Consider the following 17944-nt stretch of genomic DNA (forward strand, 5'->3'; position numbering starts at 1 on the left):
TGTCTACAAACTAAGCATCTTGAGGTTACTTGGGTATAGATTATTGCTAATATACGTAGTCTGAAGAAGCATTTTCCTGCATAATCTTACCGACTTACTCCTAGAAGGGTGATGTAAATGAAAATTATAAAAATCGTTGCTGTTTTAGCTCTCTTTTTAATTGCATTGGCGTTAGGTTCCCAAAACCAAGAGCTCGTGACTTTTAACTATCTTCTAGCCAAAGGAGAGTTCCACTTATCTACACTATTAGGTGTGGTATTTGTGGTTGGCTTTGCTTTAGCGTGGGTTATCTTTGGTAGTATCCAGCTGAAAACTCAGCTACAAGTTCGTCGTTTAAAGAAAAAACTGAAAAAGTACGAACCTACAGATGCAAACAAACCTGCTGATAAGCCAGCCATCGAAAAACAGGCATAAGGATAAGGCTTAACTTTAATGCTTGAACTACTCTTCTTGTTGTTGCCTATAGCTGCTGCGTATGGCTGGTATATGGGGCATCGCAGCGCTCAGCAAGACAAGCAGAAGCAATCTCATCAAATCTCTCGTCAGTATATGACGGGTCTTAATCTGCTGCTCTCTGACCAATCAGATAAGGCTGTCGATCACTTTATTGAATTGCTCCAAGTTGATAACGAGACCATCGATACTCACCTTGCGTTGGGTAACCTATTCCGGTCTCGTGGCGAAGTCGACCGTGCAATCCGAATTCACCAAAATCTCATTTCTCGCTCTGGCTTAACATTGGATCAAAAGAATCTTGCACTTCAACAGTTGGCGAAAGATTACATGGTCTCTGGTTTTCTCGATCGTGCAGAGAAAATCTTCGAACAGTTAGTCGAAGAGCCAGATTACAAAGAAGCGGCCCTTCAGCAATTGGTAACCATTTACCAACAAACACGTGAATGGGAAAAAGCAATTTATTACGCCAATCAATTGGCTAAGTTGGGTAATAAACGCTCCAGAATGCGTGCGAATATTGCTCATTTTTGGTGTGAAATTGCAATGCTCGACCAAGCCGATGGTAATACTAATAAGGCAATACAGCACTTTAAAAAAGCCCTAGCAGAAGACCCAAAGTGTGTTCGAGCGAGTATTGCTTTGGGACGAATTTATCTAGAGTCTGAAGATTATAAACACACGATAAAATACCTGACGGGTGTGCTTGAGCAAGACAAAGACTTTATCAGCGATGTCTTACCAACCATTGCAGAGTGCTACCATCATTTGGGCCAGGAAGATGAACTTGTAGAGTTTCTGCGAGCTTGTATTGATAAGAAAGCAGGCGTATCAGCCGAGTTAATGTTGGCTCAGTTGGTTGCTCACCACGAGAACGTCGGGGCTGCACAAGAGCTGCTGACCAAACAGCTGCTGAAAAATCCAACCATGAAGGGCTTTTATCGATTAATTGACTACCACATTGCTGAAGCAGAAGACGGTCGCGCGAAGGACAGTCTGTCGACGCTACAAGCGATGGTGGGTGAACAGTTAAAAGTGAAACCACACTACCGATGCCGGAAGTGTGGGTTTTCTACTCATTCCCTTTATTGGCACTGCCCATCCTGTAAAGGGTGGGGGACGATCAAGCCAATCCGCGGATTGGATGGTGAATAATTTTAATGCAGCTGACAGAGTTTCTGTCCGCTGCATTTTTTTAACTTTTTATTTAATAAGAACCAAAATAGTTAGGAGATGAAATGATCGACCAAAAAGTTATTGTCGCACTGGATTATGATAACCAAGCAGACGCACTTGCGTTTGTAGATAGAATTGATCCTGCGTCATGTCGCCTAAAAGTTGGCAAGGAAATGTTTACGCTATTTGGTCCTGATTTCGTACGTGAACTCCACAAACGTGGTTTTTCAGTCTTCCTGGATTTGAAATTTCACGATATTCCAAATACGTGTTCTAAGGCGGTCCGCGCAGCCGCAGAATTAGGGGTTTGGATGGTGAATGTGCATGCGAGCGGTGGTGAGCGCATGATGACGGCATCACGTGAAATTCTTGAGCCATACGGTAAAGATCGCCCACTTCTGATTGGAGTAACGGTACTAACCAGTATGGAACAAAGTGATTTAGCGGGTATTGGTTTGAACATTGCGCCTCAGGATCAAGTTATTCGTCTGGCGACATTGACCAAAAACGCTGGTTTAGATGGTGTTGTATGTTCAGCTCAAGAGTCTTCATTGCTTAAGAGCGAACTGGGTCAAGACTTTAAGTTAGTTACACCTGGAATCCGACCTGCCGGCTCTGAGCAAGGTGACCAGCGCCGCATCATGACACCAGTAGAGGCTATTCAGTCAGGCTCTGACTATCTTGTTATTGGGCGTCCAATTACTCAAGCTGTGGATCCTGCTGCAGTGTTGAAATCGATCAATGACAGCTTGTCTAGTATGTAAGCACAGTCTTGTATTGTATAAAGAAAGGTGAGGCTGTGATGCCTCACCTTTTTTGTATCTAATAAAAATACCAACCGTAGTAAGCAACTGCTCATTTTTACCAGTTATATCTGCTCGCTTACTTGCTTGCTTTAATTGGTGTAGGGGGGATCTTATTCGGATAAAGGTTCTACGGTTTATTATGAGGAAAGTAGGGCTTGGTACTATATCGATCACACTTTTGTAACATAACTCACTGTGATGCATAGAAAATGCGACCATGTATTATTGATGACTTGCGTTACAAAAGCCTAAAGAATACTATGGCGAAGATGCATTCACTGCGTTGTAAGGTCTAGGATGACCTAGTGAAACTCTTTGAAATTAATATAGAAGCTGGCAGGAAGTCACTTCATATTACGCTCCTATTATTTCCTATCTGCGTATTTTCTATTTGCAGCTTTCACACGCCGTCTTCCTTGCTACGACCTTAATCGCAAACACAACAAGGAAGAAACATGACTAAAAAACTGCCATTTTCAGTACTTGCAACACTGACCGCTGCCAGTTTTCAACTGAGTGCGGCAGAGCTACCTGCTGATATAGAATGGATTTCAAATAACAATGAACCTCTGTTCGCCTCTGAAGAAGCGGTACGAGGTGGTACTTATCGTACTTACATTCAGAGCTTTCCTCAGACATTACGAAGTGTTGGTCCAGATGCGAACTCTGGCTTGCGCCAATATTTAATGGATGGTTCACCAAAGCTTGCTCAGCGTCATCCAAATACTGGTAAATGGATCCCCCAACTTGCTAAGTCATGGGCATTTGGAGAGGACAACAAAACCGTATTCTTTAAGCTTGATGAAACGGCCGAGTGGTCAGATGGTGAAAAAATTACGGCAGATGATTACGTCTTTATGATGAAGTACTACACGTCAAAAGACATTATCGACCCGTGGTACAACGACTTCTTCACGAACAGCGTTGTTGGTGTTGAAAAAATTGACGACTACACGATCAAAGTCAATCTTGCTGTAGCTCAAAGTCATGACTCGCTCATGGTTATGATTAACATGCCGAGTAATGGTTTTCAGCCTCGTCCGGAACACTTCTTTGAAGGAGAAAAGGACGCAAATAACGATGGCATGCCTGATAACTTCGTCAGAAAGTTCAACTTTAAATCTGAGCCAACTGCGGCGCCTTACTACATTGATAAAGTGAAGAAAGGTAAGAGCGTGACATTCAAACACGTGGGCGAAGATTGGTGGGGGTATAACAACCGCTACTATAAAAACCGTTACAACGTAGAAAAAGTCCGCATTAAGGTGATTCGCGATCCTGATATTGCCATGAAGCACTTTGAGAAAGGCAACTTGGACTACTTTGAGATGGTGCTACCAAGCTTTTGGCATGACAAAACCGATAGTGATGTGTACAAAAAAGGCTATATCCAAAAGTACTGGGGCTTTAACGAAGCACCACAAGGCGCCGGTGGCCTTTGGATGAACACAGCGATGCCGATGTTGGATAACCTAGAAGTGCGCAAAGGTGTTATGGCAGCCACTGACTATGACGGCATGATTGAAAATATCATGCGTGGGGATTATTCACGTAAACCACATGGACTCGGCTTTGGTCATGGCGAATACGATGATCCTAACAATACACCGCCAAAGTTTGATGCTGATGCGGCGGTTAAACACTTCGAAAAAGCGGGCTTTGACAAAGTGGGCGCAGATGGTATTCGTGTCAACGATAAGGGCCAACGCTTGAGCTTTGCTATCACCTACGGATACAACTCTTGGACTCCACGTATTGCATACCTGAAAGAGCAAGCGAAACTTGCTGGTCTTGAGTTCACGTTAAACTTGGTTGATGGCTCATCTGCGTTTAAATACATTCTTGAGAAAAAGCATCAGTTAGCGTTCTTGAATATGGGCTCTGGTGAGATTCCTGCGTATTGGGAATACCTGCACTCTGATAATGCGAATCGACCACAAACGAATGCTCACACCAACTACAGCAGCCCTGAGCTGGACCAGTTGATTGAAGCTTATGACTCTGAGTTTGATCAGGAGAAGCGTTACGATTTATCGCATCAAATCCAAAACTATGTCAGCAAAGCGAATATCATCGTTCCTGGATACATGGTGCCTTATTCTCGAGTTGCACATTGGCGCTGGGTTAAAATTCCTAAAGATGGCATGACAAAAGCGACAGAATGGGTGCTTCATCCAATGGATATTGGTAATTTCTGGATCGATAGCAAAGTAAAAGAAGAGACTGAGGAAGCGATGGACGAGGGTAAAACCTTCCCAGAGACAACGGTCATTGATGATCGCTACAAGTTGTAACTCCACAACTTAGCGGCGATAAAATGAAAGCCCCGGTAATTAAGTTACAGGGGCTTTTTTATTTTTACTTAACTAAGTAAGACGCTTCTAAAAGGTAGGTTTTCACATCACCAAGCAAAGAGAAGGCCTTGTCGATGGTTTTAAATCGCTCATCAAGTGAGTCACTAGATATAAGTTGGCTGAACGTTTTTACCGAGAAAGCTTCGTTTGCTTTAAAGAACTGATGCACATTTTCAAGTTGAACTTTATGAATATGCTCCACCTTATTTAGGGCGGTGGTTAAATCGGAAATGTTAATCGACATTGCTACTCAAGAACCTTATCAACAAGACCTCTACATAAGGTCATAGGATGGGGCTTTATATTTTGCCGTAGAGTAGCACCAAAGAACGGATTGCAGTCTGACTAAGATCAATTTGTCTCGCTTGATTATCTACATCTATTTCGATCGAAAAAACTTCTTGCAGCACAAAAAAGGGAAGCAACTTGCTTCCCTGTAATTAACATCGATCTTAGATTTTTTTGGCAATCTCCGAAGTCATTTCTTCCAACCCGACGGACAGTGCGTCGACAAGTGCTCCATAGCCTTCGTCCTGTAGAGGCTGAGAGATTTGTATTGGTGCACTGTTTTCTACCTTACCTTCAGCATTGATGAGTAACCATTCCCCCTCAATTTCGATATTGCCTTTGTAGCTACCATTAAATTTATTTAACGTAAGCTGTAGTTTGGCTTCATCATTTTGATCCAACAGGTTGTTCATTTCAGTCGGCCAGTAATGAGTCTGTTTGTGGCGTAGTTCTGTGACGACTCTCTGAGTGATTTGCTCGGAAATACTATGCGCCCATTGATTGTTTCTTGCCTGGATAACTTGAGTCTCAGAGGTTCGGTAAACGATACCACTGTCGTTTAAATAACTTGCCAGTTTTACTGGACGAACAACTAAAGTAGGGCGCTGTGAGATATCAGAAGAGCTCAGAGTTACTGGTTCCGCCTTAGGTAGAAGGTACAAAGCCCCTTTAGTTTCTGGAGTGCTACTGCAACCCGTTAGACCGACAAATAGCGCGATAGACAAAAAGAATACTCGTTTCATTAGTTTTGGCCTTTAACTGGGATTGGGTCACTGATTTCATCTTCTCCAAACACGAGAGAGTTTGGCTTTTCGTTTAGCTGTTTAAGTACTGGTTTAAACTCTGTCATCACGCTTTCTAGTTCTTTGAGCGTGGCTTCCATTTCATTGTACATGGTTGAGTTTGGTCCATAACCATCGAGTGTTTTTTGCAACTGCTGCAAGCTTTGGCGAATATCTGTTGGGATCTCTTGCGTCTCTTCTTGATTTAAAAGTTTATCAATACTGTCCGCGACACGTTCTGCTGACGCCAACGTCTTTTCCGACGTTTTTAACGTTGAATTGAGAGAGTTAAGCGTTTCTTCCATTGGTAAGCTATTAATCTTATTTAGGAAGTCATTGACTTGGCGCTGGACTTGGGCAAAACCACCACGCATGGTTGGGAAAACATCTAAACCTTCAAATTCACTTGGAACGTACTGATCATCATTAGGGTAAAAGTCTGCATCAATATAAAGCGCGCCAGTTAACAAGTTACCAGTCTTTAAGGTGCCACGGAGACCGCGAGCAAACTCTTCCTTCAACTTCTCTTTGAACATAGATAAAGATTGGGATTCTAAATCTCCGTACACTCGACCGAGCTCAACGCGCACCAAAACAGGAATTTTTTTCGCAGAGAAGTTTTCTTCTGGTGTTGGTAAACGCATCGGTACTCTCGTCACGGTACCGATACGAAGACCGCGGTACTCAACAGGCGCATTCGCTTTTAAGCCACGTACCGATTCATCAAATAACATGACGAACTCAATGTAGTCATCGTACATACCCTCTCTCAGCTGCTTAATATCATCGTACAAGCGGAAATTAACCATGTCTTCTGTGAGTTGTTCACCGGACTCAAGACCTGGAACGGTATCGAAGGTAACGCCACCCGTTAGCATGCTCTCTAGCGAGCCAAACTTAACTTCAAACCCTTCGGCATTGAGCTGTAAATCAACACCAGAATTCAGCCAAAACTTAGTACGAGTGCGCACTAAGCTGTCATAAGGTTTGAAAATAAAGAGTTGATACAGCGCTTTGCGAGTATCAACATCAAAGCTGGTTTTCTCTACACGACCAACAGTAAAGCCTTTATAAATAACCGGGTCACCAACACCTAGTTTGCCAGCTTCGCGGTGTGTTAATACAAGACGCAGGCCTTCTGCATCAGGAGAAGCGACCGGTGGCACATCTAATACCGTAAAGTGCTCCTTTTCTACTTTAGATTTACCCGGCTGAAGTTGGATGTAAGCGCCAGAGAGCAAGGTCTCTAAACCTGAAACACCATCACGGCCAATTCGAGGCTTCACCACCCAAAACATGGTGTCATCTCGCAGCATGCGCTTCGCGTCTTTATTCATCTGCGCCTTAGCGATGATGTGATCGTAGTTTTCACTGAGAGTGACTTCGGTAATCAGACCGACTTTAACATTCAGTGCTCGGATTTCGGTTTTACCAACCTCAATCCCATCTGCGGTTGGCAGTTGGAGAGTAATTTGTGGGCCTGTACTGTTGATGTATTGGAACAGCATCCACGCTCCCATGGCTAGCGCAAGGATCGGGACAATCCAGATCGCAGAAATCTGCTTTTGCGGTTTTATTTGAGCGGTTACGTTGTTCTCATCACTCATATTTGGCTTTCTCGTTTAAGTTGTCAGAAATCGGCTCCTGCACTTCGTTTTGTGGCAACTGCCACAACAAACGTGAGTCAAATATCATTGCAGAAAGCATAGTGAAAATGACCACTGCCGCGAAAGAGAGCGCAGCAGGGCCAGGATAAATCGCCATTAAGTTTTGCAACTGAACCAGTGCAACTAAGATGGCAACGACAAAGATATCGATCATGGACCAGCGACCAATAAACTCAGTTAAGCGGTATATCTTTAAGCGTGAAATACTTTCTTTGGGAGGAAGATATCGCGCTTTTTGCGCATTGTAATACAGCCACGCGAGTGCCAGCATTTTCGCCATTGGAATGAATACGCTAGCAAAGAAAATTACCATCGCAATAGGGTAAGAACCTAAATGCCAAAGCAGTATTACCCCTTCCATGATAGTTGAACCTTCTGAATGTCCAAGGCTTACGGTATACATCATTGGATAAAGGTTCGCGGGTATATAGAAAATGACTGACGCAAACAAAAGCGCCCAAGCTTTTTGTAAATTATCTGCTGGGTTGTATTTATGAATAGGGCTTTTACAACGAATGCAGTATTGGTGCTTTTTCGCTTCAATTGGGTTGAGTTGGTGACACGTATGGCAACCAATATGGTTGTGGTTATGGTGCGTATCGCCCTCATTTACATCGGGCAGCACGATGGCTGGAATGAAGTGTCCCCAGAGCCAGCTTTTGTCAACCATAGAAATACATTTGACTACCAGCACGGTATAAACGCAGAACGCCCAGAATGAAGTCCCCATTCCAATGTCTGCCAGAGAAGCGATTTTAATTAAGCTGACTAATACGCCAATCAAGAATACATCGACCATCAGCCAGGGTTCGACTCGAAACAGAAGGCGACATAAAACTTTCGCCATTCGTTGCTGTTTTTTGGATGGCGTATGTTTACGCGCTTTTAATGCTTCGAGATGAAGAAAGAGAATGAGACCGACATAGATAGCAGGCAATACGACGACCGTTGCGAGAAGCAACACACCTAAAAGTACATTTTGAAATTCAGCCAGCATTTTGGCCGCATGCAATAAGGTGATTTCTTGCGATAGCCCTTGCACACTGAACGACATAAAAGGGAAAGAAATGCTTAACACCAACATGATCAAACATGCCGATGAAATGGCGATCACGCTTTGATAGGGTTTAGCATTCACTTTTGTCAGAGAATGCGCGCATCGAGGACATTGAGCTTTTTGCCCTTGATCGATATCGGGAATACGAACAACAAGGCCGCACTCTTCGCATGAAATTAACTGACGGGAATTAGGTTGAATACTCATCGGGTAGGTTTTGGATTCATTTGTCCTAAGAATACTCTTTTTTCATTAGGCACGCTTGTTTTGATTCAGGAGTTTACGAGTTTCTTACTTTTGGCATCATAGTATATGGAAGCTCTAAGATATAAACAAAGTCGCGTTTGGCGCATTATTTTACTGCGAAGATTGGTATGTTGGAAGCCGAAAACTACTTAACGTTGCTGGTTTGGAGGGGGGCAGTGATTGCTTCAGGAGAGTAAAACAACCCTGCCCAGAGAGCCTGAGCAGGGAGGTGGGAGCACTGGTATTTAAGATGAATGGTTGTCTTTTACTCGACGGTACCGCTCTTGAAAGCATTCGAGCCGACTTGCTTACCACTAATTGTTTTTCCGTAATAGCCTTGATGTTGGTGATATCTCTCTGCGTTTGCGGCCACGTTGCCTTTAAATCGTGGATCTTGTGGACGCTCGTGGCTATTGACGTATGCCGCGACATCCCACGCTTCTTGTTTGCTTAACTGGACACTTTTCCCAAGCGGCATGTTTTCGTAAATAAAATAGGCCGCAGTGTTAATACGGTGCATACCTGCACCCCAGTTATACGCATATTCGCCCCAAAGCGGAGGAATGTATGAATGGCCGTCGGTGCCTTTGATACCCGAGCCGTCGGCGCGATGGCAAGTTTCGCAGTTCTTTTCGTAGACTAATGCCCCTCGCTCTGGTGATGGTTCTTGCTCAGGGGCGGCGATTTTTGGGTAGCCACGTCCAGAGAGATTACCTCGTTCTTCAATTGGTAATGCTTGCGCGATGGCTTCTGGCAGCGGGAAGTCTTTTGCTTTTCCACCAACTTGCAACGCTTTTGCGTCTAGCTCCGGAATTGGTTCATCCGTCATACCATGTTTGTCGAGCAAGCCGCCCATCGCCAACCAGTAGGCGTAAGCACTAAGAGCAACAATTTCTGGCGAATCGTAAGCGGGCGCTTTACCGTTCATGGAATATTCGAAACAACCCTGGATACGGTCAGCATAGTTGTTTACGCGATCGTTTTTCTTACGATATGCCGGGTATGCCATGTAAGCCGCCCACAGCGGTGCTGCATTGGCTTTTCGTCCTGCTTCCATATGGCAATTCACACAGTTTTGTTCGTTGCCAACGTATTTTCCGCGCATTTGTTGCGAGTTAACAAATAGGGAATAACCACGTTTTACTTGCTCACCAAATGCGGTGTTTGGAATTTTACTCAGATCGCGAGGCTGCAAATATTCACTGTGACTCTCTTTTTTCACCGCGGGCAGTTCAGTTTGACGATCCGGCAGTGGCTCGTTGGCCAAAGTAGCAGCAGAGATGAGAGGTAATGCGAACAAAGAATAGAAACGTTTCATGTCTGCTCCTAGTAACGTAATGAGGCAAAGTAGTAGGAAAGGTTTTCAATCTCTTCGTCAGTGAGATTTTTCGCGATAGTACCCATCATATTGAGCGGGTCACCACTGCGAGTGCCGTTTTTCCATGCCATCAATTGCGTTTTTAAGTAATCAGCATGTTGGCTTGCGAGGCGAGGGAATTTGTCGACGCCCATTCCGCTGGCTCCATGACAAGTCGCGCAAGCTGGAATGTTTCTATCCCAATCACCTTGGAAGATTAATTTACGATACGGGTTACGAATGTCGGCTTGGTCGCCGCGTTGCTCTGGGCTAGTGAACTCGTAGCTCGGGAGGTTAGCAAAGTAATCCATGACTTCTTTACGAACGGCAGGATCGCTAAGCTCTTTCGCCATGCCTTGCATGACTACGTTTTGGCGTTCACCACTAAGGAAGAGTTCGATTTGAGTGTTGAGATAATTCGCGTTTAAACCAGCGATCATCGGAGCGATATTTGGCTGTCCCATACCATCTTGGCCGTGACAACCACTACACACGCTGGCTTTTTCCGGAATAGACGAGGCGCTTGCGCCCATAGTGGTGGCTAGCAAACAGGCTGTCACCACAGGAAGAATCTTTGACATGCTGACTCACTTTAATTCTTATTAATATGTCCAAGTGCTACTTGGTAGTCACTGGGACGATATTGTCGGCCTTGTCAATAACGAAAGGTATTGTGGATTTCCACATATTTAGAGGATGTGAAGAGCTGCTAAATGACAGCTCTTCAGGTTAGGTTTTCTACTAAGCTTTGCGGATTTTGGCCGGCAGGGACTGACGTGCCGCCGCGCCCACTACCCAATCCAACAATACGCCTTTGCCTTCTCGGGTAGGGTCAATTAAGCCAATGTCGTTAATGTTGACGCCATCTTGGCTGCGCGTTTTTACGGGTTGTTGTTTATCGCCGATCCAGTGCGAGCGTTGTCCTAGCTCGGTATGACCAAACCCATGTTCAAACCCGAGTGTGCCAGGGCGAATCCCGCTGACTATCATCGCAAGTGCTTTGGTGCTTGCAGATGGAGTTTCGATAACAAACTCATCACCCGTTTTAATGCCTGCGCGCTCGGCATCGATTGGATGGATGTACACAGGGTTTACGCCTTTGATCGAGTTCAACCTTGGCGATAGGTTGGATACCGCACTGTGAATGTTGGATTTAAAGTTCGTCAGGCTGAATGGCCATTCTGAGCTTGGGAACTGTTCTTCCATTGGTGTGCCATCGGCCAGCTTTTGTGGATGCCATGTTGGGCAACCGGTGTAGAAATCACCGGTCATGGTGTTTCTTGCGCTGCCGACACGTTCATTCCATATCGCAACTGGTCGTGTCCATTTATGCTTCATCTGCTGACCTTGATACGCTTCGCTGGCATTTTCAAAGCGTCCACCGCGAGCAAAAATAAACGCCACACGTTTCATCTCTTCCGCTGTCAGTGTCTTCTGCATGGCTGGCATTAAACGCTCTAGGCCGGACCACGCGATGTCCTCTGCCGAAACTTCAGGCACGCCGCCTTTCACATAAGCCAAGTTTGCCGCGGAACGTAAGTAGAAATCTTCAGCGCTGTGGAGAGCGTGCCAGTTGCCTTGCGCATCTTGAATTGCATTGTCACCAAAACCGCCCAGCTGCATTTTCTTAGCAACATCAATCAGAAAGTTCTCTAAGCAAATCGAGCGACCGTCGGCGGTTTTCTCTGTTCGCGCTTCCACTATCGGCCAACGAGCGGTAACGGTTTTCACCGGAACATCGTGCCAAGGCGTTGCCATGCCCCAGCTTTCGTAAGTAACGGTGTCCGGCACAATGTAATCCGACAACGCGGTGGTTTCGTTAATGAATGCATCAACAGACACAATCAAACCGAGCTGCTTTGGATCTTTAAGCTTGTCTTCCAGTAGTGTTTTCAAACCGGGTACACCATACATCGGGTTCGCCATGTGGTTGATCCACGCTTTAACGCGATATGGATAACCATCAATAGCCGCAGATAGGTGTTCTGTCAGCAGTGGCGCTGCAAACGGATACCAAGGTGCGCGAGTTGGGTAAGGGGATTTTCCTGCCTCAACGCGACGTTTGTATTCGCTGGTTTTGTGGTATGGGAATTTACTGCGCGATAAAAAGACGCCTTTCGGGCCGACTTTGCCAGCAAACTTGGTGAAGTCGTAACGAGGACCCGCAGCGGAAGTTGGGTAGCCACCCGCTTTGGCCATCGCGCCGCCTTTCATGTTGATGTTACCAATCAACGCATTGAGCATCATGATGGTAAACGAGTTATAGAACCCATTGGTGTGCATGTTGCCGCCGTGGGTATCGACCACCGCTTTGGTTCCGTGACTGGTGAAGCGTTTTGCTAGTTCAACAATTTGTTCGACAGGGATTTCACATTGTTGGCTGTAGAACTCAAGGCTGTATTTAAACGCCTCTTCTTTGAGTCTTTGTAGAGACGACTTTACGCGCACTTCGCCTGATGCAAGCGAAACCGTTTTATCGACAAACAGTGCCGCTTCCTCAGCTTGGGTATGAACACCAAATTCGCCACTTTGATCATCCACGATGACGTACGGATCGGAATCAGACAACGCTTCGCCCTCGAATGGCAGATTCAAGTCCGACGCGCGTAAAAACGTGCCGTTTCTCGGGTGCTGCTCATCGCTTATCACGAGATGCGTAGCATTACACCAGTGCGCTGTGCCTGCACGTTTCATCGCATTCGCCCCCGGCTGCGCCAAGAAGGTTTTGTTGTAGCGTTGGTTTTCGATGATCCATTGGATCATGCCAAGCACGAGGGCAGAGTCGGTGCCCGGCTTGATTGGTATCCAGCGGTTGTTGTCACCGGCTGCCAAGCTCGATGAACCCGCAGGCAAACTTGGCGTGATGATGGTGTATTCTAAGCTGCCTTCTGTTCGCGCATTGGCGAGTTGGCGCGCCTGACGCTTAAAAGGGTTGCCAGCTTGAGCTGGCGACATACCAATAAAGATGATGTATTCGGCATTATCGAAGTCTGGTTTTAAATGGGCAAATTTATCCAAATCATTCATAAATGCACCGCTGCCAGCACGAAATGCGTAGCCACAATAAGAGCCATGATGCCCAAAGTTACGCGTACCAAAGCTGTTGAACGCGAAGCGTTTGAAGATGTCGTCTCGGCCTTCGTTACCGGCATTGGTCATTAACAGCTGATTGGCTTTCGGGCCATATTCTGGGTTTTCAGGATCTACGGGTGTTGTTAAATCGCGAATGTCGCGTAAGCCATCAACATGGCCTTCACCAAATAAATCACCACCTTCCACGACTTCTTCTATCAGTTGCTCGTAGCTGATCGGAATCCATTTTCCTTCGCCGCGTTTGCCAACTCGTTTCAGGGGCTGAGTAATGCGGTACGGGCTGTTGCGAATTTCTAACATCCCATTGCCACGTGCGCATGCTGTTGAACGACCTTCAAGGCCCGCTTCTCCAGCCAAACTTAAATAAGCATCTTTGACTGGCGTTTCGAATGGAATGTGTTGCTGATGAGACAATGGGTGATATGGGTTGCCAGTGATACGCAAAATCTCGTCGTTGCGGTTATCAATACGCACACGCAACCCGCACAGTGACCAACAACCAAAGCACATCGATGGTGCAACACGCTGGTTTGGATTCGGGATTAAGTGGCCTTTGTTGTTGACCGTGTACTCTGGTTCAAGAGAATTACCGTGGTGAATATCACGCGTTTTTTCTCCTGCGGTGCCTTCGAGCGCACCTTCGACCATATGTTTGGTGGTGGTGGCGTAACCCGCAGCGAATGCGCCAAGCCCACCCACTGCAATGCCTGATTTCAAAAACTGACGGCGTTTGTTATCCATGATGAAATCCTCTTTGATTAGCGTTCAGTTAAGGTGAGTGATGTTGGTGTCACTTCGGAGTTTCGCTTTGGCTGGATTAACTCTGAAGCGAGTAATGCCAGTGCAAGCCATAATCCGAGCATGCCGATAATGCCTATCCAGCCATTTCCATCCATAGTGAGTTGGTATGGATATAGCCCTGCATCGAACTTGGCGATGGTTTGTACTTCCATGATGGTAAACCAGCGAATCAGCCACGCACTTGCCAACGTGATCAACGACAGGCACAAGGTGCCCATGACACGATACATACGAGATGTTGTTGACCATTTGGCGTCTCTCATTGTCATCAGAGCGAAGATGATGCTGCCTAAAGTAACCAAAGTGAGCAGAGCGATGTTTTGTATCCATTGCTCACTGGAATAGAGTGAAAATGCGGAATTGTTGGATGCCCAAATCGGTAGCAGTATCAGCGTTAATACACCGCTGGTAACCACCGATTTTTTCAGTAAATTAGTATCGCCAGATGTTAGCGTCTTTGACTGACTAGGTAGCAAGAGCCAAATCAGCAGAGCGAAACCGACCGAGCCCATAAATGCAGTGACAAACCAAAGAATTGGTGACACGGGTTGGTGCCATAAAGAGCGCGATTTAACGACCGCAATTTCAGCACCTGTGTAAATTGCAATGGTTATGCCGGATAGCACAGTGATGGCAGACACCATAAGCATGGCTCTCCGAGAGAGCACCCATTCACCCAGTGACAGCTTTGAAATTAAAGGCAGTACTTTCCCTGGCTGATTACGTAAGTTGATCAGATCCTCGCGGAGATACAGCCATGCGGTTATTACCGCTAAACCTGAGAAAACAGGCAAGAAAAGCGACCCTAAAGACATCCATGACCACGGCGTGATGTGTGCGTAAAAATGCCAAGCTCGTCCCGGTTGGTGAAGGTCGCCTGTTAACGCTAATGGCCCCACGATGGCGCCGATGGCCAGAGTCAGCACAAGTGCAGCGCGCAGTCTGTGGCTGGTGTGTTTTTCAAATAATAGGGCGATTAAGAATAAAATAGCGGCCGCATAAGCCGAACCGATGTAGAAGAAATACTGCACCGCCCACGGTAGCCATGCCATCGCTTGAGGTTGGACTAACACTTCGGTGATGTTCATGCGTGCTCTCCTTGTGGATCGTAAATGGCCGGTTGTCCGTCGATATGGCTGGTAAAGCGTTCATCCATGCCGATGTAAAACACGTGTGGCTTGGTCTCTTCATTGGGCTTTAGCACTTTGATGTCGTCTTGGTGCTTCGCAATTAAGCGGCGGACTTCACTTGATGGATCATTCAAATCACCAATCACACGCGCACCGCCAACACAGGTTTCCACGCAGGCAGGTAATAGGCCTTGTTCTAGGCGGTGAGCGCAGAAGGTGCACTTGTCTGCGGTGAGGGTGTCCTCATTGATAAAACGAGCATCGTAAGGGCAAGCTTGTACGCAATACGCGCAGGCAACACAGCGACTGTTATCCACCATGACGATGCCATCTTCTCGCTGAAAGGTCGCTTGAACCGGACATACAGCCACGCAAGGTGGGTTTTCGCAGTGGTTACAAAGGCGAGGCAGCATAAAGGCCTTTGCTTCTCGCGTGGCTTTCGAACCGTCATCCAGTGTGACTTCGTATTGCTTTACGGTGGTCCGGAACTGGCCGATAGGCGCTTGGTTCTCAATGCTGCAACCCACGGTGCAAGCCTGGCAGCCGACGCACTTTCGCAAATCCACCACCATGGCATAACGTTTCCCCACTTGTCCTTTTCGGTCGGCGGACTGGTTATTTCGAATAATGTTTCCCGCGGTTGCCGTGCCAATGCCCGCGACTGGAATTAACGCGGCTCCAGCTGTGACCGCGCTAAGAAAACGACGTTTGGTGGAATCCATAACTCACCTGCTTTTTTGTTGTATTTGAATTGACTGATTCCATTGTGAGAAATGCACCGCGAGGCTTATATTGTGGATTTCCACATACCCAGATCAAACTTGATCTAAAACAAATGTGGTTTAGGGAAGGTAGCTGTTATTCTTGCTTCATTATTTTCGAAGGAACGATTCGACTCATCATGAAAAAAGCACTGTGGCTTCAGCTTTGGATTCTTTGCTTAGTTGCCTTTGCATCTTTGGCTCAGGGCGCAGTTTCTGAACAAGCAGATCTGCAAGAGCAAAAAGCAGTGCAGCTAGAGGCCAAGCAGAAAGTCGAAGTGGGCGTGTTAGCGATACGTGGTCATCTTTATGCTGAGCAGAGATGGCAACCGACCATTGATTGGCTCAATCAGCAAATTTCCGATGTGCATTTTGTTCTTCATCCCCTTAACTTGGATGAAATGGGCCAAGCGGTGAAGTTTCAGACGATGGATTTCATCTTAACTAACCCAGGTCAGGCAGTGCGATTGGGCAGGCAATACGCGCTATCGTGGATGGCAACGCTAACCAGCCGAGCGCCGCAAAATTCGAACTACGGCATTGGTTCGGCGCTGGTGGTTCGAGCCAACTCAAGCCATCAAACATTGCAAGATGTCTCAGGGCTTCCCGTTGCGGCAGTATCAGAAAAAGCCTTTGGTGGTTATCTAACGATGCGCTATCAAATCTTGGAAATGGGTCTTAATCCGAACGATTTCTTTGCTGATGTCCGTTACCTCGGCTTTCCTATTGACGCCAACCTGTATCAATTGCGTGATGGCAATGTGGAAGCCGCTGTCGTCCCTGCTTGTTTATTGGAACAGATGCAAAATGAAGGTCTGTTACAGCAAGGTGATTTTCGAGTCCTAAATCAACAGCTAAATGAACATTCTTCGTGCGCTGTTTCTACGCCGTTATATCCAAACTGGTCATTTGCTAAAACAGAGCGTGGCTCAGCTCAGCTCGCCAAACAGATTGCGCAAGTCTTGCTTGCTATGCCGCCAGATCACCCTGCGATTATTGCGGCAGGCGCGTCAGGTTGGACGTCACCCGTCAGCTTGCTGAGCATCGACAAACTTTATCAGGCGCTAGACCTCCATCCGTTGCAACAACCTTGGTGGAGTGAGGCGCTGCGCTGGCTGCGTAGCCATCAGGAATGGGCGTGGGCACTGTTCATTTTTGTGATTGTATTGAACGCTTACCACTTCTGGCTTGAGTATCGTTTTAGCAAGAGCAAGCAGGCGTTGGAACAGACATCGTTACGTTTAAAAGAGAAAAGTGAACAGTTAGAGCATTCACAAAGAGTCGCGATTGTCGGTGAAATCGGCACTAGTCTTGCCCATGAACTCAATCAGCCATTGGCGGCCATTCGCAATTACAGTGAAGGCGGTTTACTTCGCTTGGCCAAAAAACGCCCTCATGAAGATATTGTCCCAGTGCTTGAGAAAATACAGGGGCAAGTTGAACGAGCCGATGCAATTATTCAGCGCTTAAGAACGTTGATCCGCAAGCGCAGTGTCGACAAAGCGCCGTGCGATCTTCAAGTTCTTATTGATGACACGATTGAATTGCTCCATTTTCGAATGCAGAAGCAAAATATTTCGATTGTGACCAGTATAGAAGGGAACGTCCGTCCGGTACTTGTCGACGCTGTGGGCGTTCAACAGGTTTTAGTTAATGTGATCAGTAACGCGATTGATGCGTGTACTTTGTTCCAAGAGAAATATCACTCGTCAGGTTATCAAGGTAAAATTGCCCTGCATAGTGACTACCAAGTCAATCAACTTTCCATTCGAGTATTGGACAACGGCACAGGGTTGCAGCAAGAGAATCCAACTCAAGCGTTTGTGAGTAGCAAAGAAGAGGGGCTCGGGCTGGGGTTAGCCATTTGTCGTGATGTAATGGAAATGCATGGTGGCGAGTTTCTCATCAGCTCGACAGCGCCACATGGCTGTTTGGTTGAGCTCGTGTTTCCATATCAAAACTAATCTGAACTA

The 17944-nt window shown here is 46.3% G+C and carries 14 protein-coding genes; 5 read left to right on the forward strand and 9 right to left on the reverse strand.

Translation table 11 applies throughout. The annotated features are described in order from the left end of the window. Positions 1-117 precede the first annotated feature (117 nt). The 4 genes from NL644_RS11310 to NL644_RS11325 all read left to right on the forward strand — a co-directional run bounded on the left by NL644_RS11310 (position 118) and on the right by NL644_RS11325 (position 4729). Positions 118-414: a LapA family protein gene (locus NL644_RS11310; protein ID WP_005397112.1), complete on the forward strand. Its 297-nt coding sequence runs from the start codon at positions 118-120 to the stop codon at positions 412-414. Positions 415-432: 18 nt separating this feature from the next. Then, the gene (gene lapB / locus NL644_RS11315) at positions 433-1608 is read left to right on the forward strand and encodes a lipopolysaccharide assembly protein LapB (protein ID WP_005376665.1); all 1176 of its coding nucleotides are present in this window, start codon (positions 433-435) and stop codon (positions 1606-1608) included. Positions 1609-1691: 83 nt separating this feature from the next. Beyond that, positions 1692-2393, forward strand: coding sequence for an orotidine-5'-phosphate decarboxylase (gene pyrF / locus NL644_RS11320; protein WP_005397105.1), 702 nt, complete (start codon positions 1692-1694; stop codon positions 2391-2393). Positions 2394-2890: 497 nt separating this feature from the next. Then, positions 2891-4729, forward strand: coding sequence for an extracellular solute-binding protein (locus NL644_RS11325; protein ID WP_114323270.1), 1839 nt, complete (start codon positions 2891-2893; stop codon positions 4727-4729). A gap of 64 nt (positions 4730-4793) precedes the next feature. Here NL644_RS11325 and NL644_RS11330 read toward each other — a convergent pair whose 3' ends face one another. From NL644_RS11330 to dsrO, 9 genes are all read right to left on the reverse strand, one after another. After that, positions 4794-5033: a hypothetical protein gene (locus NL644_RS11330; protein WP_005397103.1), complete on the reverse strand. Its 240-nt coding sequence runs from the start codon at positions 5031-5033 to the stop codon at positions 4794-4796. Between the two features lie 208 nt (positions 5034-5241). Next, entirely contained in the window at positions 5242-5820 is a 579-nt protein-coding gene (locus NL644_RS11335) for a membrane integrity-associated transporter subunit PqiC (RefSeq protein WP_114323269.1), read from the reverse strand. Continuing rightward, positions 5820-7466 (reverse strand): intermembrane transport protein PqiB, encoded by a 1647-nt coding sequence (gene pqiB / locus NL644_RS11340; RefSeq protein ID WP_253658403.1) that lies wholly within the window; start codon positions 7464-7466, stop codon positions 5820-5822. Before pqiB ends, NL644_RS11335 begins: the two co-directional genes overlap by 1 nt. Continuing rightward, positions 7459-8790, reverse strand: coding sequence for a paraquat-inducible protein A (locus NL644_RS11345; protein ID WP_046874435.1), 1332 nt, complete (start codon positions 8788-8790; stop codon positions 7459-7461). The genes pqiB and NL644_RS11345 overlap by 8 nt, the downstream gene beginning before the upstream one ends. 304 nt (positions 8791-9094) lie before the next feature. Next, a complete protein-coding gene (locus NL644_RS11350) occupies positions 9095-10147 on the reverse strand; it encodes a c-type cytochrome (RefSeq protein ID WP_253658404.1) in 1053 nt (350 codons plus the stop codon). Between the two features lie 8 nt (positions 10148-10155). Beyond that, on the reverse strand, positions 10156-10767 hold the full coding sequence (locus NL644_RS11355) for a c-type cytochrome (RefSeq protein WP_114323266.1): 612 nt from the start codon (positions 10765-10767) through the stop codon (positions 10156-10158). Between the two features lie 160 nt (positions 10768-10927). Next, positions 10928-14020: a tetrathionate reductase subunit A gene (locus tag NL644_RS11360; protein ID WP_253658405.1), complete on the reverse strand. Its 3093-nt coding sequence runs from the start codon at positions 14018-14020 to the stop codon at positions 10928-10930. Positions 14021-14037: 17 nt separating this feature from the next. Beyond that, positions 14038-15168, reverse strand: a complete 1131-nt coding sequence (gene nrfD, locus NL644_RS11365) for an NrfD/PsrC family molybdoenzyme membrane anchor subunit (RefSeq protein WP_253658406.1) — start codon at positions 15166-15168, stop codon at positions 14038-14040. After that, complete coding sequence (gene dsrO, locus NL644_RS11370; RefSeq protein ID WP_053394878.1) at positions 15165-15932, reverse strand: sulfate reduction electron transfer complex DsrMKJOP subunit DsrO; 768 nt, start codon at positions 15930-15932, stop codon at positions 15165-15167. The genes nrfD and dsrO overlap by 4 nt, the downstream gene beginning before the upstream one ends. Positions 15933-16111: 179 nt before the next feature. Here dsrO and NL644_RS11375 point away from each other — a divergent pair, with 179 nt between their 5' ends. Then, positions 16112-17935 (forward strand): sensor histidine kinase, encoded by a 1824-nt coding sequence (locus NL644_RS11375; RefSeq protein WP_253658407.1) that lies wholly within the window; start codon positions 16112-16114, stop codon positions 17933-17935. The last annotated feature ends 9 nt before the right edge of the window (positions 17936-17944 follow it).

The organism is Vibrio sp. Y10_XG_PY6, assembly GCF_024181795.1.
Lineage (GTDB): Bacteria > Pseudomonadota > Gammaproteobacteria > Enterobacterales > Vibrionaceae > Vibrio > Vibrio diabolicus.